Origin of the sequence: Desmospora activa DSM 45169 (genome assembly GCF_003046315.1) — a bacterium.
Lineage (GTDB): Bacteria > Bacillota > Bacilli > Thermoactinomycetales > DSM-45169 > Desmospora > Desmospora activa.
In genome coordinates, this window is the sequence record NZ_PZZP01000001.1 from 1,414,018 (window position 1) to 1,438,006 (window position 23,989).

The 23,989-nt window shown below is 45.4% G+C and carries 24 protein-coding genes; 8 read left to right on the forward strand and 16 right to left on the reverse strand.

Annotated features, from left to right (window positions below):
• Positions 1 to 10: 10 nt before the first annotated feature.
• From C8J48_RS06945 to C8J48_RS06985, 9 genes are read right to left on the reverse strand one after another with little or no spacing between them, the layout of a single operon-like run.
• A complete protein-coding gene (locus C8J48_RS06945) occupies positions 11 to 1,054 on the reverse strand; it encodes a 3-oxoacyl-ACP synthase III family protein (RefSeq protein ID WP_245891085.1) in 1,044 nt (347 codons plus the stop codon).
• Positions 1,044 to 2,795, reverse strand: coding sequence for a thiamine pyrophosphate-binding protein (locus C8J48_RS06950; RefSeq protein ID WP_107725588.1), 1,752 nt, complete (start codon positions 2,793 to 2,795; stop codon positions 1,044 to 1,046). The genes C8J48_RS06945 and C8J48_RS06950 overlap by 11 nt, the downstream gene beginning before the upstream one ends.
• Positions 2,774 to 4,006, reverse strand: a complete 1,233-nt coding sequence (locus C8J48_RS06955; RefSeq protein ID WP_170105239.1) for an aldehyde dehydrogenase family protein — start codon at positions 4,004 to 4,006, stop codon at positions 2,774 to 2,776. The genes C8J48_RS06950 and C8J48_RS06955 overlap by 22 nt, the downstream gene beginning before the upstream one ends.
• The gene (locus C8J48_RS06960; protein ID WP_107725590.1) at positions 3,978 to 5,462 is read right to left on the reverse strand and encodes a class I adenylate-forming enzyme family protein; all 1,485 of its coding nucleotides are present in this window, start codon (positions 5,460 to 5,462) and stop codon (positions 3,978 to 3,980) included. The genes C8J48_RS06955 and C8J48_RS06960 overlap by 29 nt, the downstream gene beginning before the upstream one ends.
• 42 nt (positions 5,463 to 5,504) lie before the next feature.
• The gene (locus C8J48_RS06965; RefSeq protein ID WP_170105241.1) at positions 5,505 to 6,266 is read right to left on the reverse strand and encodes an ABC transporter permease; all 762 of its coding nucleotides are present in this window, start codon (positions 6,264 to 6,266) and stop codon (positions 5,505 to 5,507) included.
• A complete protein-coding gene (locus tag C8J48_RS06970; RefSeq protein WP_245891086.1) occupies positions 6,259 to 7,230 on the reverse strand; it encodes an ABC transporter ATP-binding protein in 972 nt (323 codons plus the stop codon). Before C8J48_RS06970 ends, C8J48_RS06965 begins: the two co-directional genes overlap by 8 nt.
• On the reverse strand, positions 7,227 to 8,138 hold the full coding sequence (locus C8J48_RS06975; RefSeq protein WP_107725593.1) for an ACP S-malonyltransferase: 912 nt from the start codon (positions 8,136 to 8,138) through the stop codon (positions 7,227 to 7,229). Before C8J48_RS06975 ends, C8J48_RS06970 begins: the two co-directional genes overlap by 4 nt.
• Positions 8,135 to 9,079, reverse strand: a complete 945-nt coding sequence (locus tag C8J48_RS06980; RefSeq protein ID WP_107725594.1) for an ACP S-malonyltransferase — start codon at positions 9,077 to 9,079, stop codon at positions 8,135 to 8,137. The genes C8J48_RS06975 and C8J48_RS06980 overlap by 4 nt, the downstream gene beginning before the upstream one ends.
• Positions 9,080 to 9,092: 13 nt before the next feature.
• A complete protein-coding gene (locus C8J48_RS06985) occupies positions 9,093 to 9,848 on the reverse strand; it encodes an SDR family NAD(P)-dependent oxidoreductase (protein ID WP_107725595.1) in 756 nt (251 codons plus the stop codon).
• Between the two features lie 765 nt (positions 9,849 to 10,613).
• Here C8J48_RS06985 and C8J48_RS19185 point away from each other — a divergent pair.
• Together C8J48_RS19185 and C8J48_RS06995 are read left to right on the forward strand one after the other, a co-directional pair.
• Positions 10,614 to 11,267 carry a helix-turn-helix domain-containing protein gene (locus C8J48_RS19185; protein ID WP_107725596.1) on the forward strand — a complete coding sequence of 218 codons (654 nt, stop codon included), beginning with the start codon at positions 10,614 to 10,616 and terminating at the stop codon, positions 11,265 to 11,267.
• 333 nt (positions 11,268 to 11,600) lie between these two features.
• A complete protein-coding gene (locus C8J48_RS06995) occupies positions 11,601 to 12,935 on the forward strand; it encodes a glycosyltransferase family 2 protein (RefSeq protein ID WP_245891189.1) in 1,335 nt (444 codons plus the stop codon).
• Here C8J48_RS06995 and C8J48_RS07000 read toward each other — a convergent pair.
• The 3 genes from C8J48_RS07000 to C8J48_RS07010 all read right to left on the reverse strand — a co-directional run bounded on the left by C8J48_RS07000 (position 12,932) and on the right by C8J48_RS07010 (position 14,679).
• On the reverse strand, positions 12,932 to 13,132 hold the full coding sequence (locus tag C8J48_RS07000; RefSeq protein WP_170105243.1) for a hypothetical protein: 201 nt from the start codon (positions 13,130 to 13,132) through the stop codon (positions 12,932 to 12,934). The genes C8J48_RS06995 and C8J48_RS07000 overlap by 4 nt on opposite strands.
• Positions 13,133 to 13,147: 15 nt before the next feature.
• Positions 13,148 to 13,366 (reverse strand): DUF2642 domain-containing protein, encoded by a 219-nt coding sequence (locus C8J48_RS18680; RefSeq protein WP_170105245.1) that lies wholly within the window; start codon positions 13,364 to 13,366, stop codon positions 13,148 to 13,150.
• Between the two features lie 278 nt (positions 13,367 to 13,644).
• Positions 13,645 to 14,679 (reverse strand): glycosyltransferase family 4 protein, encoded by a 1,035-nt coding sequence (locus C8J48_RS07010; RefSeq protein ID WP_107725600.1) that lies wholly within the window; start codon positions 14,677 to 14,679, stop codon positions 13,645 to 13,647.
• Between the two features lie 210 nt (positions 14,680 to 14,889).
• On the opposite strand from C8J48_RS07010, the gene C8J48_RS07015 reads away from it, so the two are divergent.
• From C8J48_RS07015 to C8J48_RS07035, 6 genes are read left to right on the forward strand one after another with little or no spacing between them, the layout of a single operon-like run.
• Positions 14,890 to 15,600 carry a sugar phosphate nucleotidyltransferase gene (locus C8J48_RS07015; protein ID WP_107725601.1) on the forward strand — a complete coding sequence of 237 codons (711 nt, stop codon included), beginning with the start codon at positions 14,890 to 14,892 and terminating at the stop codon, positions 15,598 to 15,600.
• A 16-nt stretch (positions 15,601 to 15,616) separates the two neighbouring features.
• Positions 15,617 to 16,705 carry a non-hydrolyzing UDP-N-acetylglucosamine 2-epimerase gene (gene wecB, locus C8J48_RS07020; protein WP_107725602.1) on the forward strand — a complete coding sequence of 363 codons (1,089 nt, stop codon included), beginning with the start codon at positions 15,617 to 15,619 and terminating at the stop codon, positions 16,703 to 16,705.
• Entirely contained in the window at positions 16,698 to 17,681 is a 984-nt protein-coding gene (locus tag C8J48_RS07025) for a polysaccharide biosynthesis protein (protein ID WP_107725603.1), read from the forward strand. The genes wecB and C8J48_RS07025 overlap by 8 nt, the downstream gene beginning before the upstream one ends.
• A gap of 18 nt (positions 17,682 to 17,699) precedes the next feature.
• Entirely contained in the window at positions 17,700 to 17,951 is a 252-nt protein-coding gene (locus tag C8J48_RS19275; protein ID WP_342748225.1) for an NAD-dependent epimerase/dehydratase family protein, read from the forward strand.
• A 20-nt stretch (positions 17,952 to 17,971) separates the two neighbouring features.
• Positions 17,972 to 18,550 carry a sugar nucleotide-binding protein gene (locus C8J48_RS07030; protein ID WP_342748226.1) on the forward strand — a complete coding sequence of 193 codons (579 nt, stop codon included), beginning with the start codon at positions 17,972 to 17,974 and terminating at the stop codon, positions 18,548 to 18,550.
• On the forward strand, positions 18,543 to 19,760 hold the full coding sequence (locus C8J48_RS07035; protein WP_107725604.1) for a glycosyltransferase family 2 protein: 1,218 nt from the start codon (positions 18,543 to 18,545) through the stop codon (positions 19,758 to 19,760). The genes C8J48_RS07030 and C8J48_RS07035 overlap by 8 nt, the downstream gene beginning before the upstream one ends.
• A 33-nt stretch (positions 19,761 to 19,793) precedes the next feature.
• On the opposite strand, the gene pseH is transcribed toward C8J48_RS07035, so the two are convergent.
• Genes pseH through C8J48_RS07055 form a run of 4 tightly spaced genes read right to left on the reverse strand, consistent with a single transcriptional unit; the run spans position 19,794 to position 23,982 of the window.
• A complete protein-coding gene (gene pseH / locus C8J48_RS07040; protein ID WP_107725605.1) occupies positions 19,794 to 20,345 on the reverse strand; it encodes a UDP-4-amino-4,6-dideoxy-N-acetyl-beta-L-altrosamine N-acetyltransferase in 552 nt (183 codons plus the stop codon).
• Positions 20,346 to 20,366: 21 nt separating this feature from the next.
• Positions 20,367 to 21,428 carry a pseudaminic acid synthase gene (gene pseI, locus C8J48_RS07045; protein WP_107725606.1) on the reverse strand — a complete coding sequence of 354 codons (1,062 nt, stop codon included), beginning with the start codon at positions 21,426 to 21,428 and terminating at the stop codon, positions 20,367 to 20,369.
• Complete coding sequence (gene pseG, locus C8J48_RS07050) at positions 21,425 to 22,573, reverse strand: UDP-2,4-diacetamido-2,4,6-trideoxy-beta-L-altropyranose hydrolase (protein ID WP_170105247.1); 1,149 nt, start codon at positions 22,571 to 22,573, stop codon at positions 21,425 to 21,427. The genes pseI and pseG overlap by 4 nt, the downstream gene beginning before the upstream one ends.
• 14 nt (positions 22,574 to 22,587) lie before the next feature.
• Positions 22,588 to 23,982 (reverse strand): capsular polysaccharide export protein, LipB/KpsS family, encoded by a 1,395-nt coding sequence (locus tag C8J48_RS07055; RefSeq protein WP_107725608.1) that lies wholly within the window; start codon positions 23,980 to 23,982, stop codon positions 22,588 to 22,590.
• Positions 23,983 to 23,989 lie beyond the last annotated feature (7 nt).

Genomic DNA, 23,989 nt, shown 5'->3' on the forward strand with positions numbered 1-23,989 from the left:
ACTCTCCCAGTTATGTTTGATTAAAATAACGTAAGCATAATGAACCCCATAAAAACCCGGCTCCAATCCCGGCAATCATCATATAGTTTCCATGATGGATCACTTTTCTTTCCATTGCTTCATGCAGAACCGTAAATACAGTGGCCGCCCCGGTATTTCCCAATCGTTCTACATTGACAATGGTTTTTTCCATCGGCTGCTGCAGGCTTTCCATTACTTTCTTAAGAATATTGAGATTCGCTTGATGGATAAAAAAGTGGTCGATATCACCGATCTCTAGATTAGCCCGCTGCGCCGTTGTCAACATCGTTTTCGGCAGTTGCTTTGTTGCTTCCTTCCAAACCGTACGACCATCCATTTTTAGATATTGCCCTCTTGCCGCCACAGACGATTCGCTGGTCGGGTGTTTAGAACCACCCGAAGGAACTTCCACACTGTACGAAAGAGAAGATTGTATATCCCAAGACAAAAGCCCATATCCTTCCTCAGCTTTTCCTAAAATTAACGCTCCCGCTGCATCCCCAAAAAATACTCTGGTCGTGCGATCAAGCGGATCGGTTATACGAGACATACACTCTGCCCCGATCACCAGCACATTCTTGATCTTTTCGTTTTGCAAAAGATGACAACCTAACCAAATCCCATATATACCGCCTGCGCATGCAGCTTGGTTCAAATCAATGGGAATCGCCTGATCCGCTCCCAGTGCATCTTTCACGATCAGAGCGGTTGAAGGCAGGAGTTGGTCAAAAGTAAAAGTCGATACCACGATCGCATCCAAATCCTTCGGATGGATCCCACCGTTATAGAGAGCTTGTTTAGCCGCACCGATGCACATATCCGACGTATATTTTCCTTTTTCTAGAAATCTCCGCTCTCTGATCCCAGTTTTTGTGACGATCCACTCATCCGTTGTATCCAGCCAGTTGGTCATATCCCGGTTGGAAACAATCGCATCCGGAATATACATACCCGTTCCTAAAAAGCTTACTGGAACTTGGAGACCACTGGATGTCAGCGGGGAAACTGCGTTCCCCATCACATTAGTTTCCAATGGTGACATGCTCCTTTCCCGGAAAATCGCCTTCGATTGCTTGCATTCCAGGTGGTATATCGCCAAGTTGAACCGGTATTTCCACCACCACTGTCTTCCCCTTTAACTGAAACTGATATGCCTGTTGCAGGGTTTGTTCCAATTGAGTTTTCCCGATAATTTCCAGGCACTCGATTTGGGGATGATCTACTCCCCATTGAAAGTGATCCGGTGGTGAAGTAAAGTGATATCTGGAATGTTCTGATGAGTGATGTTCTTGTTGATTCCATTGGTGCTGAAGCCAACCATACCCACCATTTTTTAAAACGATGTACATGATCGGGATTTTCTGCTCAACCACGGTCTTTAGATCACTTTTAAACAATTGGAAAGCGCCGTCTCCTATCCAAGCAATGACAGGTCTTTCCTTAACAGCTAATTTCACGCCGGCCACAGCAGCTGCTCCAAAGCCCAAGCTGGTCTGGTCACTCGGTAATACCGCCCCTCCTTCCCCTCCGCAGGAATAGTAGGGATAAAAATAGGACCACATATCTTGCAACCCGTTTTCCTGAACGAGAATCCGATCTTTGGTCACTATCCGATCCACTACATCCAATATCTCTGCCACATGAATGAAAGGGTCAGTACGGGCATTCTTCAAATGTTCATTCGCTTTTTGAAAAAGTTCTCTTCTATACACCTGAATGTTTTTAATCCACTCTTGGTTTTGAACCAATGGTTCTTCTTTTATCTCCTTTAGCCATCCTTCCACTACCAATCCACCGTCCCCTAACATGTGCATCCCCGGGTATTCCAAGGACCAGTCATCGGGTTCGATATTCACTTGGATCAAGGTCGCTTTCGGATTCATTTGCTCCCAACCGAATGTTGCGGTCTCCTCCAAACGACTCCCCAACACGACTACCAAGTCCGTCTCTTTCCATAATCGGCGAATCGGTTCAGTTGCATACAAACCCGCCAGCCCGCAAAAAAGAGGATGATCTTCTGGAACCGCTCCCCTCCCTGAAGCTGTCACAAATAAAGCGGCCCCCCATTGTTCGGTAAAACGAATGATTTCACTTCTTGCCTTTGATTTTCTCATACCACCCCCTAACAGAAGCAGAGGACGATTACTAGCTCGAATCAGTTGAAGAGATTGTGCCATGCTGGTTTCATCAGGAAGAAACCGTCTTACAATCAAGGGTTCCCAAGGTTTTTTTCTAGGTATTTTTTCTTCAAACATTTGTTCAGGAATTTCAATATAAACCGGACCGGGAGTACCGTTGACAGCCAAAAGAGCCCCCTTTTCCAAAGCCCAACACAATCGGTCAGGATGATCCACCCGATACGACCACTTTACCAGTGGTTGGACGAGGGATCGTTGATCAAGTTCCTGAAATGCTTTTGTTCCCAAGCGATTAATGCGGGTTCCCGTTGCGATGAGAATCAGCGGTGCTGCCAGCGATTTGGCCTCCAATAAACCCGTAAGCGCATTGGTGAGTGCCGGCCCTTTTCCTACTACACAAACTCCTGGTTTTTCCGATTCCATGGCATGTCCAACTGCCATAAACACAGCATTGCGCTGATCTTTACATAAGATCATGCGTGATTTTGATTTTGTTTCCAAAGATTCTAAAAAACCTAAATCATCACTGGGTAACCCAAATACCTCCTGAACCCCGATATGATCCAGATAGTCCACAACCGCTTCCCAGGGATTTTCATACGCAAACAATTGACTCACCTTTCTGCTCTGAGACATTCACCCACTGCTTGGGATACTAAAATCGGTTTGAAAGAAAGCTTCTCGTTATAACTGATATAATTGGCCATTGGCCCATACCCGCCAAATGGACTATTGCCGTCATCGATCGACAGAAGCGTTGTATTTATCGTAACGGTATGTCTCTTTTTTAATATTTCCACCACTTTATCCGCCTTACCGTAAACACTGGCACCTAATGCCCTTTCCATGAAAAAACCGGAACGCAGTAGGTCTATCAACTTACCCTCATCACGATAGCGGACAACATTAAACACCGGTGAAAAAAATTCGACAATCTCAAAGTTTTCTTCAAAATCCCGTAATAAAACAGTTGGTTCAACAATGCGACTACGGAAATTTACAGAGCCGCCACGGATGATATCGGAATGGTGTCGATGTAAGTACTGAGATGCCATCTCTAATGTGCTATCATAATAGATCGGACCCCAATCGGCTTCAGCGTCAGTATTATCGCCGAATTTTAAGGAATCCAATTGACGGGTAAGCATCTCTGTAAACATCGGCAAATGGGACTCATGAATAAAAAAGGCGTCTGGGCCCAAACAATCCTGACCCGAATTAAGTAATCGTATATCAATCGCACCGGAAACGGCTGATTGAAGATCAGCACCGGGAGCAACAATGAACGGATTGACCCCTTGACCGAAAAAGAGATAGATTTGCTCTTTATTCAGCTGTAATTTAATCTCTTCCGCATTTTTGTAAGCACCTGTAAACACAATCAAATTGGCTTGAGCAACATATTGTTTGAGGAACTTCCGTTGAGAGATCGGCTGGATCTCAATCGGTAAACCGTGTACATCTTTAAGAAGTTGATGGAGTCGAATAAGCTGGTCTTTAATCTGGCTGGAGGGGCGAAAGTGTATTTCCTGCACAAATAACGACGGCACCAACAGGTAGAGCACATAGGAGTATAAAATCACATTTGAAGGCATAAAGACCGCCATTTGATTCAGTTGCGGCGGACGGTGAGTCGATACCTCATGCAGGGCACCTTCTAATGTGGAGATGGCTGCGCTTAGCTCATACGATGCGGAACGATGGAGCGAGATCTCCGTTAAAATATTCATGACAGCTGACGGGTTTTCTTTCATGAATTGGATTGTTCTTTCCAAAGGTTCTACCCGGTCAGGAAAAGGTACTTGATTTCGTTTCTGTTCAGTCCAACTTTGAACTAGGTATGACATACTGCATTTCCCCCCTATCAACATTAGCAGTGAGATGAGATTCCTTCCTTTTATTGACCGCAAACTCTCTCAACTTTACCAGGTCTACCTTGCCATTATGATTTAGCGGAAATTGTTCCAATACCCAAATTTCATCCGGTCTTTCATAAGAAAATAGCAAGGGATAGATTTGTTTTTGCCAAAAGTGAAATGATCGTGTTTCATGATCTTCAATAAAAAAATGAAGAGAACAACCCTTTCTTTCTTCATCTAGTGCAATTACTTTTACTGGACACCCGCATTCCTCCGCTTTTTTTTCCAGACTGGCGAGATACAGTGTATACCCCATTCGGTGTACGGCATGCTTTCTACCGATCACGTGAAGATATCCATCAGTATCAAAAAAGCCTATATCACCAGTGTCATACCACTTGGATTGCTGTGGTACAATGGTTCCATCCGAATCCAGGTAGCCCTCCATTAAGCCGTGAGAGCGCACCCAAATACCTCCTGTTTCGCAGACAGGAATCTCCTTTCCGCTATCATCCTTAATTTGAACGTCTACATCATTCAATGGATAACCGCACGCACTTGGGGTATTCAGGTTACTAACAGCTACATTGCCTACCTCGGTTAAACCGTATCCATCGAGAAGCAACATACCAAAGGCTTGATAAAATTGATCCGTGAGTTGCTTGGAAAGCGGTGCCCCTCCAACGCACCACATTCTTACCTGCCTCATCTGTTCAACCAATTCCAACTTTTTTTGCACCAGATTCAACAGAGAATAGTAAGTAGAAGGGGCAGCATCTATGACCGTTACACCCTCCCTTATAATAAGATTCGCCACTTGATTAAGCATGTGATACTGAGGAATGACTAAGGAACACTGTTGTTGCCACCAAATCAACAGGATGGAAAGCCCATAATAGTGAGAAAACGGAAGCAAAGGCATTAGCACATCATCATCGCGGTAATCCATAGCCATCCGTGTTTTCTCGATATTATCCCAAATCGATCGACCGGATTTAACGATACCCTTTGGTTCACCCGTCGATCCGGACGACCACAGAATCGCTGCATCTCTCCTTTCTCGCCACTCATGAAAGGAAAGTGTTTCTGAGGAGTCGGGTAGAGCTTTAGACTGTCGTATCCATTCTTCATAAAAAAACGAATGGCTATCTCCGGAATTCTCCTTATCTAAGCTTCCTAGCAACTTCCATCTAACATTCGCTCGCAAAAGCATCTCATCGGTTTGCTTTTGAGTTTGCTGATGATCGACAAGAACGATAGACGTATTCAAGTGGATCAATGAAAAGAGCGTTACAGCAAAGGGGTACGAATTTTTTCCCTTTAGCAATACCCGGTCACCGCTTTTTACCCCCCTGTTGCGAAGATATCCGGCCAAGCCAACAACATCACGCTCAAACTCTCCTTTTGTATAAGACTGCCTCGGCGTGATCACTTTAGCGGTCATATCCGGACCCACTCCTCAACCATTTCTTTAAAAGGCAAGATTTTAATATTTTCCTAGTATCCCTTTTTTTATTGCGGTGTTTTCACACAAGCGAAATAATCCAACCCCTAAACAAAAGTAGACGAATGAGTTTACAAGCAAAAACGCAAAATCTCCAACGGAAAACTCCCAAAGGGAAACATGATTAATCATCGTTTGTTTTAACATGTCGACTCCGTAGATACAGGGGAAATATTTGAGGAATGGAGCTTTTTCTATCGGTATATAAACAAAGGACATGAGTAGAAATTGAAACAATATCAAGAGATTGTCCACTTGTTTAATCAAGATACATATCCCCGCTACAATAAAGCCGATTCCAAACATGCTAAACAGAGTTAAAAGAAGGATCGGAATAATGCTAATTAAATCAGTATTTAGATATACACCTGTCGTCACCATGGATACGATCGTTAACAGCGCTACGCCGGATGATTGGATGAGCACCTTTCCGATCATTCTACTCAACAATATTTTCCAAACCGAGATCGGAGTCATATACAGTTGATCCATCGTTCCCCGTTGCATGTCTGTATAGACTTCCCAGCCAATCGACTGCATGGCCGTCAGAGCGAAAATCCAAATGAGATAACCGGCGACAACATATTCAATTTTCTCCCCAAAGTGATCCATTTGCCCGGCAAAAGTATTAAATCCTAGAAAAAGCGCCATCAGAATAACATAAAAGATAAACAGCTCAAGAAGAGTATTCGTCAGGTATCTTCTAAATTCGATGTATTGTTTAAAGATATTACTTTTAAACATGAACAACATCCGCTTGATCCCTTTCGCATAAAATAGTGAAGATTCGTTCAAAATCCAGGCGAGCCGGTTGGATACTTTCGATGTACAACGCCTCTTTTTTTAATAGTTCAATAAAGGTATAGAATGATGTACTATCCGAGATATCTACGGTATAGGAACCAATAGTACCGTCATAAGAGAATTCAGGGAATTGTTTTACGATACTATCCATTTTTTTTATCGGTATTTGCCCTCCTTTTACGGATAGTACATATGATTTGATTTGAAACAGTTTCATCAGTTTTTCAACGGTATCTTCTACAATTTTTTTCCCGCGATCAATGATTACCACTCGTTCACAAATTTCTTCCACCAATTTCATGTCATGTGTACTGATAATCACGGTTTTCTCAAACTCTTCTCGTATTTTCACCAAAATCTTCTTCAAGTCATTCGTGGTCTTAACATCGAGCCCCAGTGTAGGCTCATCCAGTAGAATCACTTTTGTATTCAGACAAAGGGCCACGATAATAGCCACTTTTTGTTGCATCCCTCTAGATAAATTCCCGACCAGTTCACTTTTTTTCTCTTCCAGTCCGAATAGATGTAGCCATTCATCGACTTGATCCCTAATCTCCTTAAACTGCATCCCACGGTTTCCTGCAAAGTATGAAATATTTTCTTGAACCGTCATGCGCCAGTATAAGTTTCTGTTTCCTTCTAGAACAGCGCTGATATATTGAAGGGATTTAACCCGATTTTGGTGATTGACTCCGTTTATAAAAACGTTGCCGGACTCTGGTTTTAATAATCCGCATATCATCCGGATAATGGATGATTTACCGGCGCCGTTCGGCCCTAGAAGTCCAAAAATCTCCCCTTGTTGAACTTGAAAGCTAACATCATTCACCACTTGAATGATTTCTTTGCTTTTTTTATCTTTGAAGGAAACAGTTAGATTTTGTACATCGAGGATCGGATTCAATTTGCCACACTCTCCAATGTCATTTCAGGGCTGACGATAGCGACTTCAAAATGTTCCTTGCTTAGTGGACCGAACAGGTTTCGTGGACCCACGACAAACACTTTACTAACCTGGAGACGCTTCAGCGTATTAACCGTTTCCGGCCATCTTACTGGATGATCGTACCCGTCCAGTAAAGCATTCTTCAGATCCTCCCCTTTTTCAAGGATCATTCCATCGACATCCGACACAAAAGGAATTGTTAGATCCCGAAATGAAAAGCGATTATAAACGGTCTTTAGGGTGTGATCTTTAAAGTTCTTCAACTTACTGGAATGAACCAGGCGTTTCATGGTGTGTAACGAAATCCCTTTTTGTTTGCGTATCTCTTGTTTTATGATTTCAATCGCTTCAACAGTAGCACAAACAGCATGAATATCCTCGGATAGATACGAAGAAAATTCAACCCAGTGTCCTTGCTCTCTAAGGTTGTGTATCATGTCTTGAACCTGGTTAAGTGTGAGCCGATAAAAGAAATGGGTTCCCATTTCCTCGTCAAAGCCGGAAAAATTCTGTTTTTCTTGCAGTGTACTTTCATAGGTTAACAACAACGTTTCATTATAGCTTAAACTCCCGGTGTAAATAGCAGCGCCGAAACCTCCAAAACTAGCTCCTACACAAACGGATGGTTTCATTCCCAGTTTTTCTTCCGCCCAATCGGACAGTGCTAAAGAATTGGCTAAGAAAGCACATTGGAAGACTTCCCATTGGTCCTCCGTTGCCTCCCGAAAAGACTTTCGCAATGAAAAACCTAATATTTCACTGGCGTATTCAAAGCGCCTATGGGCGTAGGGGCTCTTTTCTACAAAATCCTTCACGCTTTCATAATCAGAAGGTGCCAAACCGGGAAATATCACAGCCACACTCATTCCGACATCCTCCTAGCCGCACTCTTTTCCAACATATCATGCAGCCCCAAGTAACACTCCACTTCAAAAGAAACTGGTATAAAACCCAGTGATTTATAAATAAAATTGCCCGGACCGATTATTACCAGTCGCTTTACTCCCAGTGCAGCCATTTTCTCGATTGTTTGGGTCCACTTTACCGTCATGGTGTACTGCTCTATCAGTGCGTTACAAATCTTATTCGGATGATCCAATACCTTAGTCGATATATTGCAGATTAAAGGGATCTTCGGCTTCTTTACGTCATCCGCATAATACCAATTGCGGCTAAATTCGCGCTTCACTGCTTCCATCAACGGACAATGAGCAGGAGGTCCATATGGAATTTCCACTCCGATCCCGCCTAATTCCAATACTCTCAGATTCAATTCTCCCATACTGGAGAGGGATCCACAGACAATCATCTGATTACTTGCCGTATAAGCACAAGCCTTGAGATAGTGCCCTTTGGATTCCATCTCTTCCATGACACCCAACAACTTATCGATGTCAATGTTGTAAAAAAAATGTACACCATAATCCTTGTCCGCAAAGTGCTTTTCTTCCAATGAAGCCATGGTATAAGTCATCCGAACCAAATCAGAAAAGGTTAACGCTCCACTGATATGTGCTGCCGTCAACTGCCCTAAACTTAAACCCGCTAAGTAGGAAGGTGACGGTATATAATCTTGTGCCCATTCATACAGTGCGGCACTAATGGACACGATGGCTGGTCTGGCCACAATCCCCCTATTAACTTCATCGAGGTCATCGGAGAAGAATGCTTCAACTAAATCAAAACCCAAAATTTGTGACGCTTCGGCAAATCTATTTTGCATAATTGGAACTTGATCAAACAACGCTCGATATTCATTGGGATCGATATTCATCTGTGACGGAAATAAAACAGCTGTTTTTGTCATCAAACCCACCCCTTCACGCTGTCAAGCCTCCATCGACCACCAATGTTTGCCCATTGATATAACTGGAGTGGTCTGATGACAAGAAGGACACCACTTCAGCAATTTCTTCCGGAAGGGCAAAGCGACCCATCGGCACTCGTTCTTTTATTCGTTGCAACTCCATTTCATCTATTCTCTCAATCATTCCTGTATCCAACGTATAGCCTGGTGCAACTGCATTTACCCTAATTTTATAAGGAGCAAATTCTTTACTGAGGGATTTTGTCAGTCCAATCAACCCCGCTTTACTTGCACAGTAGCTGCTCAATCTTTCAATTCCGGATATACCTGCCACCGATGCAATGTTGATAATCGAACCCTTTTGAGCGAGCAACATATGGAGTGACACTGCTTTAATACAGTAAAAAGCCCCAATTAAGTTCGTTTCAATCACATCAACCCAGTCCTCGACAGGATTTGTTGGAATGACTGCGCCCTCAACCCCTACTGCTGCATTGTTTACCAGTACATCGATCGTTCCATATTTCTCAATGATTTCGTTCACAACTGAGGTAACTTGTTCGTAATCCTTAATGTTCAATTGAAACTTGGCCGTAACCGCATCAGGCCGATCCGACTTTAACTCGTCCACTACATCTTGAGCAGCTTGTCTGTTAGACTTGTATCCAACGATGACATTAGCTCCCAAACGCCCCAATTGCAAACATATGGACTTGCCGATTCCACTGGATCCTCCTGTGACCAAAATCAATTTCCCTTCAAGTTCCAATCTCCCTAACCACCTATCAAATTTAAAGTCATATCAATTCATCCCCGATTTTAAAACAGAAGTTATATAATGACACTCGTATATCACGCAAAGTATAAGTGGGCCTAAAATCACCCAATAAACACCTTTACAGTATCATCTTCTTCTTTTTATAAAAAATTCATTGAAGTTCCAGTCTGAGTGAGTTACAATGCATATACTACGTATATAGATTTTCAGTATATACCGAAATGTTGAAAGGGGGCTTGAAGGGTGTTGAAAGCGTGAAGAATAATCATGCCTAGTGACTCTATTGCGATGATTAGTTGTGTCTTATGACAGGAATCTGTACAGAATATTCAAGGGTGTACTCTCTCAAAAAAATAAACCCGTCTTTCATCGCCGGGTAAACAGAAATATGAATCAAATTCTGATTCTAACAAAACGGAATATCAGAACACCTAGGGTCATTCACATCGTTGGAAAGCGTCATCAATCTTAGTGGGGAGTGGGAAAAGGGTTCAGCGAGATCGATTTTAAAAGGGCCTCCCTTTAGCTTCCCATATGAATCTGAATGTGTTGCAGCTTTAAACCACTTTTTCGAACAGGTATCTGTAGAATTAGCAAACGATCCTCATACCAAACATATCGTACATCATTACATAATAAACCAAACTATACGAAAAACATTCGAAATGGGAAGGAACCCTTTTAAAAAAATCACACATTTCGTGTTAATATGCAATTGCCTGTATTCCCTGCAAATTAACATCTGAGGTGATAATCGTGAATCACCATACCTTATTGGTTTCTTCTCTTATGTATAAGCGACTGTCAAAAGATGTATTTGACTCAATCCCCTCTATTGAAAAAGTGAAGTGGTTTAAAGACTTTGATGAACTAAAGAAATTATTAGGAATACATGGGAATCGGGTTTTGATCATTTTGGATGGATCGGATTTCAAGCTACTGAACAGTATGAACCAGATAATTTGGAAGCACCCCCTCCCCCGACCAAAATTGATCTTTTTGCTGAATAGATTTGATAAAAATTTCTTTAAATTTCTTCATTTAGAAGGGTGTGGTATGATACTGCACAAGAATATCAACCAGTTGAAAACTGCTATCTCTGTAGTTAGCAACAACGGTTGGTATTTTTGCTCTGATCTAAAATATAAATTTTTTCAAGTAATTGATAAAAATAAAGAAGATACCGAATTATCGCTCACCAATATGGAGTTGCGGGTAATTCAGGAACTATTGAAAGACAAAACCAATCAACAAATCGCTGACAGCCTTTATATAGGCCGTAGAACTGTAGAATACCATATTACTTCAGCCATCCAAAAGTTGGGGGTTAATTCTCGGGTTGGATTGGCCATTAAAATGGCGGATTATTTCCGTCATACCTACTATACAGACAGATTGAGCGGGCAGTAAACGATCCTTTTTATAAACGGCAGCTACTAGAGTTGTACAAGCCCAATCATTAACAACGCAGAAAAAACCGCAATGCGGGATCAAACCGCGGTCGGTTTTTTCTTTTCCATTACAGAGGAGTATCGTCGACACTATAGTGATCGCGAAGCGTCAACTTTTGCACTTTACAATTTGAACGAATCAGCACTTATGCTGTAGATAAGTTCGTAGCGATTTATCCCATAGCCATAACTTCCGATACGGTACCATTATCGGAAGTAACAGCCCCTACCCTAACTCATACAATAAATAGGGATCAAACGCAATCCGGAATGAGGTGCTCCATTGTTCGGGATGATATTGCGCCATGCGGGTTCCATTTTGCAATTGCGGCAAGCCTTGTCGCAAAATTTAAGCATATGGATGAAGCGAGGGTTGGTTGAGGATATCGTACTTTTGATTGGATCTGCCTCCGGATCTCCGACTCCCCCAAAACTAGAATGGACGCATGGGATTCAAAGGACGGACGTTAGCGGCAATCATTGGGGAGATGCCATGAATAACGCTCTCAACCAGCTGTCATCCCACTGGATTTGTTCTGTTTCAACCGATTGGCTAAGCCATCCTACCATTCTTGAAGACACATTAATAAAATTAAAACAACAGATCCAAATGCTCCCTCAAGGCGCAAGTATTCGTGTAGAGGGTAAGAACCAACGCCCTCTTTTTTGCTGCTGGAACGGACCTTATGTAAAAAAGCATGGGGGATGGCCGTCAAAAAAAGAATGGCCTTTCTCTGAACAGGCGGATGATTTTCTTTGGTCCACGCTTCCTTTTTCCGCGAAAACGAGAGTGACGCTAGACTGGAACCCCCTCCATCCAGGGGGATCCGTATGGGAGCGAGAGAAACAGAAGTGGATCGATCATTTTTTGGGCGGATTGGAACAGGCGCAGCCTCGACAAACCGCTACCACCCAACCGACAATATCCATCCTGCTGCCCGTCTACAACGGAGCTGATACCATCTCGTGGACCATCACCTCCGCTCTCTACCAAACCCATCCCGATTTTGAGCTAATTGTGATCGATGACGGTTCTAACGACACCACGGCGAAGGAAGTACGTAAATTTGATGACCCACGGATTCGGTGGTTACCCCGTCCCGTTAATCGGGGGAAGGTGTATTGTTTAAACGAGGCTTGGCAAAAGACGAGGGGAAAGTGGCTGTTGGAGTTAGATGCCGATGATTGGCTCAGTCCAGAGGCACTCGCATGGGTACAACGTTCCGTGCAGGAAGTGCCGCCAGAAGTCGCTCTCCTTTATGGAGATCGGATATTCTGGCAGGAAGATCCGACGGGCCGACTCATTTGTCGAACCTACAGAAAGGGGTATCCAATCCAATCGTTTCAACATTATCTAAACGATCTGACCCCGGTCGGCCCGCGCATCTATCGGCGGGAAGCCATCTGCCAGATCGGCGGATGGCCGGTAGATGATTATGGGGAAGGGAGGTTGTATGAAGATATCCGGGTAGTGTTAAAACTGCTGGAAACCCACCAAATCCGATATGTCCCAGGCTCCCACTACCACGTCCGACTTCGAGCTGACAGCGTCTCCCATAAAAACGCCAACCATTTCTCCGCCTGGAAAGAGTGGCTTCTCTGCCGTTATTCAAGCAATCGATCTTAAGCGACGATGATCCGGATAAACCCGATGGCAAAATTATGAATGGTAACCGTAGCGGGTGGATATCCGGGAGTGACCGATACTTGCACAACAATCGTAGCTGGACCTGCGGAGAGAAGCCTTCCTGTTGTCAACCCCGCTGCAGTCATCACTTCTACCTGGGAACCGATAAACTGGCGCAAACGTTGATAAAGAAGCAATCTATCCACCCCCTATCAGATTCTGCTGATACTGACGAAGTTTTCGAATGGGATGAGCACGATATTTCCACTAGCCTCCCGGATTTCTAGATAATCGTTACCTACACTAACCAAAACACCCTGTACCGTTCCATAACGAGTGGTAACCTCTACATTTTGATTGAGAAATGGTAACAATTGTTCACGCAACGCCTGGTATCGCGCATTCAACAGATCGAGAAGTTCCTGTCTCAACCGTGCAAGCTCCGCTCTTAAAATAAATAAAGCACGCTGTAGAATCCTTCGCTCCAGCAACCTAAGCTGGCCTTGCCATCTGCGGACAACTCTTTTCGGAAAACGGATAACCCTTTTCGGCTTTCGGAAGCGAAGGCGTTTTTTTCGCTTAGGTGGACATTTTCGCTTTTTTGGCGGGCATAATTTGACCCACTGGCAATCTCGGCTCCGTTGCGGTTTCTTCCTTACCAATCGTCTTCCTCTTTTTTTCATTGCCATCACGGCACCACCTTTCTTTTCTACTCCTTAGAATCCGCATGACGATCGCGTTCGATTTGTTCCAGGGCGACCACGATGTTTTCGGCAAAAGAGCGTTTTGTCAAGCGACTTGCCGTCTCTTCACCTCCCCGAACCAGCCTACGGGCTAAATTGGGATTGGAAAGAATCGAACGGATTCCTGTAGCTACTGCCTCAGGATGTTTAGGCGGTACAACATAGGCGCTTTCCAGATGACGACAAAAATCCATCACCCCACCGGAATTCGTAGTGACGACAGGGGTTCCGCAGGCCATCGCCTCCAAGGGTGGTAAGCCAAACCCTTCAATCCAAGAGGTGGAAACAAACACATCAGCCGCACGGTACAATTCCACCATTTCTATATCATCAGTCGGTTGGAATGTCCGATGTGGGATTCCGGGCAACGGTAACTCCCGTTCCGTACAGATCATGTGAACAATAAAATCTCCCTCATAGCTTTGCTTAAACAAGTGCATGCTTTTGACAAAATCATCGTATCCCTTCAAGGCATACCCTACCTTGGGATCACGGGCGATGTAGAGGATTACCTTGGGATGGTGTGATTTTATATCTTCCTGCCCGGCTCCAGGGTTAAAAACGTGTGGATCGATCCCGAGATTGACCACCGTCGACCGCTGTCCCACATGTGCTTGAATCCGTTTATCCAACCAATGGGAGACACTGATAACCGGAACCCTCTGCTGATACGTCCACAGGGCAACGGTGCGGTTCTCCCCCGTCAGCCAATCCGGTTCAAACCCTTGGCACAACCGGATGCACTGTTTCGGCCATGCGGCAAAAGCGGGTTGAAAAGTGATATAAAAATTAGGCAGGACAATGTCTCCATAAGGGATATTGTCTTTTTTGAGGAATGGGACCCGCGTTATTTTTGCATCGATCGGGTAGGCGACTGGGGACCAGTGTGGGAGAACGATCTCTGTCTCATAACCCTTAGCAACCAAGGCATTGGCGATATCAGCTAAAACCCGACATCCGCCCCCGGTCTCCAAGGATCCAACTGGGATTACAATTTTCATAGCCACCCTCCCTCCCTACATGCTCCCGATTATTATACAAAGCAGAAATATAGGTGACCCTTTTACCGGCCTAGCCAATCCATTTTGTGCCAATAACTATTTTAAAAGCCTTCATTCATTCGACTATACGAAGCCCGGTGAGGGTGAATAGATTGCTTTAACGGAAAATGACCTAATTGTGCAGTAATCAAGAAGGAGGGGGGCTTACTCGTGGATGCCGTGATCGTAACCGGTGGCAAAGGTACCCGTATGGCCCCATTTACCCAGGTATTACCCAAGGGGCTCCTCCCCATCGGTGGACAACCGACATTGGAACTGATTGTTAAACAGCTGAAGTATCACGGGTTTCAAGATATCACCCTATTGTGCGGATATCTGGCTCCTCTGATCCAAACCTATTTTGGGAACGGACGCGCTTGGGGAGTTTCCATTCGCTACCAAATCGAAAAACACCCCCTGGGAACCGTCGGACCGCTAAAAGGGTTACCATCCCTTGCACAACCCTTTCTCGTGATGAATTGCGATGTGCTGACCACCCTCGATATGAAAAAGTTTTATGATTTCCATTGTGCAGGGGATAGCGTACTCACCATTGCCTCTCAAACCAAAAACGTTCCCATCGATTTAGGTGTATTACAAACACAAGCGGATCGGGTGACCGACTTTCTGGAAAAACCGACGAAACCGGCTCTGGTCAATATGGGGGTCTATATGATGAATCCTGAAATCATGGACTACATTCCCGATCAACATTTTTTTGATATGCCGGACTTAATCCGCGCACTTTTAAAGGACCACAAAAAAGTGCGCCATTATCATAATGACGCTTTTTGGATGGATATCGGTCGGCCGAAAGATTTTGAAGAGGCGAATCGCTTGTATAAAACGATCGCCCCACAGCTTTTGCCCGGTCAATCGTGATAAAGGAGGACAAAATGTGAAAATCATGACGATTCTCGGGACGCGCCCCGAGATCATTCGATTAAGCCTGATCATTCATCAATTGGATCGATACGCTTCCCGGCATGTCCTCGTTCACACCGGGCAAAACGGCGATAAGTCCCTAAGCGATATCTTTTTTAAGCAGATGGGAATCCGGGCACCCAACTATCAAATTCCAGTCGGCTCTTATTCCTTTGGCACGCAATTGGGAACGATGTTTGCCGAAGTAGAAGCAATTCTTTTACAAGAAAAGCCCGACCGCATCTTGATGCTGGGTGATACCAACAGCGCACTTTGTGCCATTGTGGCCGAGCGGATGGGGATTCCCGTCTATCACATGGAAGCGGGAAACCGTTGTTATGACGCGGCTGTACCGGAAGAGCTCAACCGGAAAATCATCGATACTGTCTCTTCTTTTAATTTGCCTTATACCGAATGGAGCCGACAAAATTTGTTGCGCGAAGGCATTCCCTCTCACCGAATCTGGGTTTCGGGAAATCCCATCTATGAAGTATTAGAGCATTACCGGAATGAGATCGATAAAAGTGATATTTTACGAGAAATGGGGCTGAAAGCAGGGACATACACCCTGGTAACAGCCCATCGCGCTGAAAACGTGGATAACAGCGATCACCTGCAAAAAATTGTAGAGAGCTTGCGTTTAATTGCCGATCAGACGGAGATGCCGGTGATTTGTAGTGTTCATCCCCGTACCCGTGCCCGTTTGACCCAAAACCAAATCACCTCCTCCCATCCCAATGTGATTTTCCATCCCCCCTTCGGCTTTTTTGATTTTGTGAAACTGCAAAAAAATGCCCGTGTCGTCGTGACCGACAGTGGTACAGTGCAAGAAGAAAGCTGCATCTTCGGTGTTCCTGCCGTCACCATTCGCAAAAGTACCGAAAGGCCCGAAACGGTCACCTGTGGAAGCAACACGGTTTCGGGTCTAGATCCAACGCGCATTGCCGCCTGTGTGGAATTCATGACTCATGCGAAGGAGTGGCAATGTCCCGAAGGGTATCTCGATCCCCTCGTTTCTACCAAAGTAGTCAATATGATATTAGGAGGGATCAATCATGTTTAAAGGACAGACGATTTTGATCACCGGTGCCACCGGATCGTGGGGATATGAGCTGACACGTCACCTCCTTCGGTATCAGCCTAAGGAGATTCGCATCTTTTCTCGCAACGAATTTTCACAGGTGACAATGGGGCGCTTTATTCGCTCTTCCAAATTAAAATTTATCATCGGTGACGTCAGAGATCGGGAGTCGGTACAACAAGCTTGCCGCGGAGTCGATACCGTTTTTCATCTGGCTGCGCTCAAACATGTTCCCATCTGTGAAATGCAACCGGATGAAGCGTTAAAAACCAATGTCCTCGGAACGGAAAATGTGATCCAGGCCAGCATTCACCATCAAGTAAAAAAGGTGATCGATGTTTCCACCGATAAAGCCGTCGACCCGGTTAATTTTTACGGCATGACTAAAGCCTTTGGTGAAAAACTGATGATCCGGGCCAACGACCTTACCCCGTCAACCCGTTTTGTCTGTATCCGTGGCGGCAATGTTCTGGGAACCAACGGCAGCGTTGTTCCCTTCTTTAAAAAACAGATTGAGGACGGTGGCGAAGTCACCCTCACCTCTAAGATGATGACCCGGTTTTTTCTGACGATTTCCGAGGCGATTGAGTTACTGATTAAAGCAGCAATCGAATCGATCGGAGGAGAAACCTTCGTTATGAAAATGAAAACCTGCCGCATTCTTCATTTGGCGGAAGTGCTAATGCGCCATGCTACTCACTCTGTTGCCATCAAGGAGATAGGAATCCGGCCCGGTGAAAAATTGCATGAAGTACTGGTATCTGCCCATGAATCCCCCCGCACCTATCGCTATAACGACCAGTATTACGTCATCTTGCCCTCCCACCCATCGGCGGAGCTCAGCCAACAATATGGGTCGTTGGAAAAGGTTCGTTTCCAAACCTATTCCTCTAATGCCGACCCGATGTCCCATGATGAGATCGAAGCATTGCTGCGGCAAGGCGGAATGCTTCCGTAATCCAAGGGGGGATACCGTGTGAAGATCCTGATATTTGGTGGTAGCGGGATGGCGGGCCACATGCTCCGGGATTATCTGAACGCAAACAATCACGAAGTATGGTGGACCACACGTAAAAAAACGACCGACCCGCTGGCGCTCACCCTGGATGTGAATACTGAGACAGAGGTAGCAGCAATACTGGAGCGGGTGCGGCCGGAAGTCGTCATTAACGCTGTCGGTATTTTAAATGATGATGCCACCCGTCGACCGGAAGAGCCATCCGAGTAAACAGTCTTTTCCCTCACCAGTTGGCTCGCTTCGGCAATCAACATGGATTTCGTTTGATCCATATCAGTACCGATTGTGTTTTTTCCGGCACTCGTGGCGGATATATGGAAAAAGACCCCACCGATGCCCCCACCTTATACGGTAAAACCAAAAATTTGGGGGAAATAACCGTTGAGCAGCATGTCACTATCCGTACGTCCATCGTCGGACCTGAACTAAAGCCACACGGGATCGGTCTATTTCATTGGTTTATGCAACAAGTAGATATGATTCAAGGATATCGGCGTGTTTTCTGGAATGGAGTGACCACATTGGAACTGGCCAAAGCGATTGAGTGGCTTCTCCCCCAGCCCGTCAGTGGGTTAATTCATCTAGCAACTCCGCAAAAGATCTCCAAATATACACTTCTTTATCTATTTCGCGAAGTGTTTAACCGAAGTGGAGTCACAATCCATCCCCGTGACGATATTCGATCGGATAAAACCTTGCTCAATACGCGGGCGGACTTCACTTATCCACTCCCTCCCTATATCGCCATGTTACGAGAACTGAAAGAATGGATGGAATCACACACAGAAAGGAATTATCCATATGCATGATGTAGGAATCGTCATGCCGTTATACAACCAACATCCGTCATACCTCCGTGCTGCTCTTCAGTCTATATTTCGCCAAACTTATCGACAGTTTCAGCTTGTGATTGTGATCGATGGAGCGGATAAGCAAACCGTTCAGACTGTCCACGAAGAAACCGCCGCCGATCCACGGGTCAAATTACTTTTTCATAAGAAAAACCGTGGGGTTTCACAAGCCCTTAATACCGGATTTCAGCTTCTTTTCTCCCTTCCCCATATCCAATACCTGACATGGATCTCCAGCGATAATATTTATTACCCTCGCTTCTTAGAAGCGCTGCGTGCAAAGCTCCATACGGGACCGCCTCAGCTGGGATTCGTCTATAGCAGTTTCCGCCATATAAACGGTGAAGGCAACTCGATCCAGACCGAGAACGATCTGATCAAGTTTCGCCAGTTTCAACGAAAGCCGAAAGAAGAGCTTCTCGATGTTTGTTTTGTCGGGGTTTCTTTTATGTATAAGAAATCCTTTGCTCAAAAAATCAATGGCTATCACCTGGAACCCGTAGAAGACTTTGAGTATTGGCTTCGCCTAACCGAGCTGTGCGAGATTGACTACATCCCGGAAGAGTTGATGGATTATCGGATGAATTCCGACCATAGCGTCTCCGCCCGTCTGCGTAAATCCAAGCAACAACATCGCCGTTGGCGCTATGCCTTTCAGCTGGCACGGCAACAGGCGCGTCAACGGCGAAATATCCCCTTTGAAACAACTGTTATCTTTCCTGTCGACGACCGGATTGAAAACAAAACCGATCTCATGGAAACATTGTTGGAGCAATATTATAGTAACTATAAACTGCTGGTGGTCGATCTCTCCCCCCGTTCCACCGGGGAAGCAGTGCTTAAACATATCGAAGATCCCCGTACGACAATCATCCCGTTGCCACATGCAACTTTAAAGGACGCAGTCCGTAAATATCTCCCCCATGTCGAAACGCCATATACCATGATCCACGGCCTTCGCACCGTCTGGCCTCCGCTTGTAACATGGGATTATATGCAAAAGCTGGTTCTCTACGCTCGTCAACATGCTGCAAAATCCTTTCTCTCTGTTCACTATGTTCCCAATGAAAAAGCTCCGATTCAACTCAGGCAAACCCCTGCCCCAGACGAACCCCACTTTGGGGAGATCTATCGGTCAAAAGAGTTACTTAAAGTGCTACAGACTTAAAAAAGACCGCTGATGGCGGTCCTTTTTATTACTTCAATCGGAAAAGAGGCGTGACTTTAAAAGCGTTTTTCGTTCTTGCCAATCCCGATTTAACGCCCTGACACAAATCAGGTCCTCATATCGTCCATCCCGTAAGATGTGTTCTACTAGATATCCCTCTACATCGATGATTTCTAACTTTCGTTCAAAGCGGAGTGCTCGAGTGTTGCAGGCAAGGGTCTCCCCACATAGTTTTCGGACTCCCAGACGGTCAAATGCATACTCCAGCGCCAGATATCCCATCGCTGTTCCTGTCCCTTTTGGCAGATCGGTTCGCCCCAGATAACACCCCCAGAAGCAACGATGATGATACGGATCCCACCTGGAGAAGGTAACAACACCGGCGGGTTCCTCCTGATATTCAAACAGCAACGGATGGCATGGGGTGTCAAAGACACCCTGAAACCACTGTCGATGTTCTTCCATTGTAATCGCGCGATCTGAGAGGGACAACTTACGAATCGGCTCCGAATTTCGCCAATCAAGAACCATCGCCAAATCGTCTTCCGTCATCGGCCGTAAGCGACAGTCCGCATATCGAGGCATATACACCCCCCTTTCCTATAATCAAATCAAATCCCACCCGACAGGAGTTCCTTTTTTTACATTTTGGCTCACTTTTTTCCCGAGTAAAATATCATAATATTTTGGAGACAGGCCATATCCCGGCCGTATGACCCTTAAATTCTCTTTTGTAAACCTCTCTCCAGCTTTTATATTTTGTGAAACATAAAGTGATCGGCGATAGTAAACCGATTTTTCCTCGTCTACCGTGGGTCCATACTGAATCTGTCCCAATGCCTGCCATGCCCGGCTAACTTCCTGAACCAACGCAGCCATCTCATCCGGCTCCAGAGAAAAGGCAGCATCGACTCCACCGTCGGCGCGATTAAGGGTTAAATGTTTCTCAATCACCGTTACACCTAATGCCACTCCGGCAACCGCCGCCCCAATGCCGGGAGTATGATCGGATAAACCGATCTGACATTGAAAAAGATCCCGCATATGAGGGATAGTCAGCAGGTTGGAATGAGCGGGGTCAGCAGGGTACGTACTGGTGCATTTCAATAGAATCAAATCGCGGCAACCTGCCTCTCGGGCGGCTCGGATACTTTCATCCAATTCAGAGGCACGGGCCATCCCGGTGGAAAGGATTATGGGCTTCCCCGTTGCGGCTACTTTTTTGATCAGGGGGATATCGATGTTTTCAAAGGATGCAATTTTAAAACAAGGAACATTTAATTTCTGCAAAAAATCCACTGAAGACTCGTCAAAAGGGGAGCTGAACAAAATTAACCCCTGTTCCTCACATCGCTTCCGGATCGGCTCATGCCATTCCCAAGGTGTCGCCGCTTTTTGATACAACTCATACAAGGAGGTTCCCTGCCATAAATTATCGGGATTATCGATATAAAACTCGCCGCTCATTACATCCAATGTCATACTGTCAGCCGTGTATGTTTGCAATTTGACGGCATCGACCCCGGCAGAGGCCGCCGCATCTACAATCTTCAATGCACGCTCCAGGGATTGATTGTGATTTCCGGACATCTCGGCGATAATCAACGGCCGGTGTTTGCGACTAATCTTGTGGTGTCCGATTTGAATTACCGGTAGTTGATCCGTCATCCTATCCCTTCCTTCCCGCATTTGTTCTTTGAGATGTCGTAAATTCGGAAAAACTGTTGCTCCACTTCTACATCTGTTTTTGACTGCAACGATTCCCCCAGCAATAAAAGACATACCCTTGTAACGCCGAGACCGTCTACCATCTCCATCCCGCGTGCTCGCAAGGAGAGCAATTCCTTTTTATCTGTTGCCATCCGTATCAGTTCTTTATTTATTTGCTGAGTGGTCACCTGGTCATAAGCCCCCAAGTATCGGATAAGTTGCCGACGATGACACTCCTGACTGGCTGCTGTTTGATTGTTTGCGATGGAAATGATTAGACTCGGTACTCCCAAGCAGCATCTCTCCCAAGTGGAGCTGCCTCCACCGCCGATTGCCAGGTCGGAGTCGGCCAAAAGCGTCGCCATATCATCCACATGGCCAAAAAACGATGCCCCAGGGATACGGGAACAAGCCTTTTTCACTTCATCACTGAAGGGATTGGCACGACCCACCACTACATCGATGGACCATCGTTTGTCATCAAGGGAGGCGATAGCCTCTAACGCCCTCAATGTTTGATTGGTAGGGTCAGACCCTCCGAAACAGATGTGAATCCGTCTCACTTCACCATTCGGTTTCTTCATCTTTTGTCTTTGAAAATAAAATTGTGGTCTTAACATCGCGTATTTGGGCCCAAGTAAGAGTCGGCAGTCCCGCATCAACCGTGTTTGGTAACGTGTATCCATCTGGTGGTGTAGATTTTGATCCAATAAAAGATCACAGTCATGACGCCGATCCGCTAAATCATCAACTACCATGATCTTTTTGGCGTAACCTCGCATGGACTGTTCCCAGCGCCAGTCGAGCGTGTAATGGTCCACAATTAGCCAATCGATAGGTGCATGCTTTTTGATGATGGTAAGACTCTCGACTGCATCTTGAACATTCCATTCCTCTTGGCTTCTTTCCATTTGGATGGGTGGAAGCCGATAAACGATAAATCCGCGTTTCTCAATAAAAGAATTGATGTTTCCAGGGCCATCCCGACAGATAAAACTCACTTCCGCCCCCATCTTTTGCAGCGCTTCTGCTAGGGTCAAGCAGCGCATGGTATGTCCAGTGCCAATCTCAATGGAAGAATCTGTTCGAATCGATACGTACAATGCCTCCCCTCCTTTTACAATGCTTCCGGATTGATACCCGTCATCTCCTCAATCAATTGGAACACGCTCATTTTGGCTTGTTTGACAGGGTATGCCTTTTTCAGATAATCAACCCGTTCGTTGCGGGCAAACTCCTGAAATGCTTCATCAACAACCAAACGATGGGCCAAAGCGGCCGCCACCTTGGGATCGGAATGGGTTAATCGCGAACTGTATGGATAGGAGGCTCCCGTACCCTTTCCCATGTAAACAACCGGCTTATCCATTAACAATAGTTCCAACCCGGTAGTAGAAAGTAGAGAGATGGCAGCATCTGCATTCGCCATTAGATCATACAGATGACACTCTGTCGTAAACCACTGAATTGAGGGGTATTGTTGAATAAGTGATCGATACCGTTCCTTCCAGTAATCGTGTTGAATCTCAGTCGGATGAAGCTTCATCATCACTTCAGCCTCGGAATAGCGAAGAAGGTGATGGATTAGGTCACTGATGGAGGTGAGATCCCAGATCGGTTGCGTAGGAATCAGGATAAATTTTTTATCGGGGTTCATTCCATATTGGGCACAAAAGTGGGTTCTGTTTATATGCGTCCGCTCAAAGATAGCATCAAAACGGGGGTGACCGGCGATCGCCAAACGGTTTACTGGAACACCTGCATCGCGGAAAAATTGTAATTCAAAATCACCATAAGCCGCCTGTTTGGTGGTATAAAGAGGCAGCCACCCCCTGTCTGCGCCGATAATTCCGTGCTGCAAAGAGAGGCTGGGAATCCCTTTCATCGCTGCCACCGTAGGCAGAATACAGCTTAACTTGTTAGTGGCATTAGAACCCTCTACCACCACACATGCAACCGGAACCTGTTCAAGAAAGTTTAAAACCGCGTCCAAACACGGAAGAATGAGGGGAATATCGACATCAATCAGCTGTTGTTTAAAGGTAGGACCACTAAAAACGGGGTGATCATCCAACCTCAAAAAGATATTTTGCGCCTGAGACTGAGCCTCTTTGATCCAGGCACTTACATCCGATTGGTAGGATCGTAGATTGCAGGTAGGCAGATGACAACAACTAGAATCATCCGCTTCGACAATCAATACTTTGGTGGGATCCAACGGATGTAAATAGGTTCCTCCCAAGAAGACGATCGGTTTGTTTTCCGTTTTCACCATCGTTCCCTGATCAGATCGGGGCAGAAATTGCTCAAATTGAGGTTGGATTTGTGCCCGATCAGGGTCATGTCTCAGAGTTTGCCGAAATGTAGGTAGTTCGATCGTAGAAGCCATACCGCCTGTATAATCAGGAAAGTAGCAAAAGAGACCGAGCGGAACCCCCCGGTAAGACAACGATCGAAATTCATGTAAAAAATCGAAATACAGTGCCCACGCATGGGGATGCATTTGATACATGAAGACT

Coding starts and splice junctions, on each gene's coding strand:
- C8J48_RS06950 (WP_107725588.1), bottom strand. CDS start 2,795: ATGTCTCAGAGCAGAAAGGTGAGTCAATTGTTTGCGTATGAAAATCCC.
- C8J48_RS06955 (WP_170105239.1), bottom strand. CDS start 4,006: ATGTCATACCTAGTTCAAAGTTGGACTGAACAGAAACGAAATCAAGTA.
- C8J48_RS06960 (WP_107725590.1), bottom strand. CDS start 5,462: ATGACCGCTAAAGTGATCACGCCGAGGCAGTCTTATACAAAAGGAGAG.
- C8J48_RS06965 (WP_170105241.1), bottom strand. CDS start 6,266: ATGTTTAAAAGTAATATCTTTAAACAATACATCGAATTTAGAAGATAC.
- C8J48_RS06975 (WP_107725593.1), bottom strand. CDS start 8,138: ATGAGTGTGGCTGTGATATTTCCCGGTTTGGCACCTTCTGATTATGAA.
- C8J48_RS06980 (WP_107725594.1), bottom strand. CDS start 9,079: ATGACAAAAACAGCTGTTTTATTTCCGTCACAGATGAATATCGATCCC.
- C8J48_RS06995 (WP_245891189.1), top strand. CDS start 11,601: ATGATATTGCGCCATGCGGGTTCCATTTTGCAATTGCGGCAAGCCTTG.
- C8J48_RS07010 (WP_107725600.1), bottom strand. CDS start 14,679: ATGAAAATTGTAATCCCAGTTGGATCCTTGGAGACCGGGGGCGGATGT.
- C8J48_RS07025 (WP_107725603.1), top strand. CDS start 16,698: ATGTTTAAAGGACAGACGATTTTGATCACCGGTGCCACCGGATCGTGG.
- C8J48_RS07035 (WP_107725604.1), top strand. CDS start 18,543: ATGCATGATGTAGGAATCGTCATGCCGTTATACAACCAACATCCGTCA.
- pseH (WP_107725605.1), bottom strand. CDS start 20,345: ATGCCTCGATATGCGGACTGTCGCTTACGGCCGATGACGGAAGACGAT.
- pseI (WP_107725606.1), bottom strand. CDS start 21,428: ATGACGGATCAACTACCGGTAATTCAAATCGGACACCACAAGATTAGT.
- C8J48_RS07055 (WP_107725608.1), bottom strand. CDS start 23,982: ATGTATCAAATGCATCCCCATGCGTGGGCACTGTATTTCGATTTTTTA.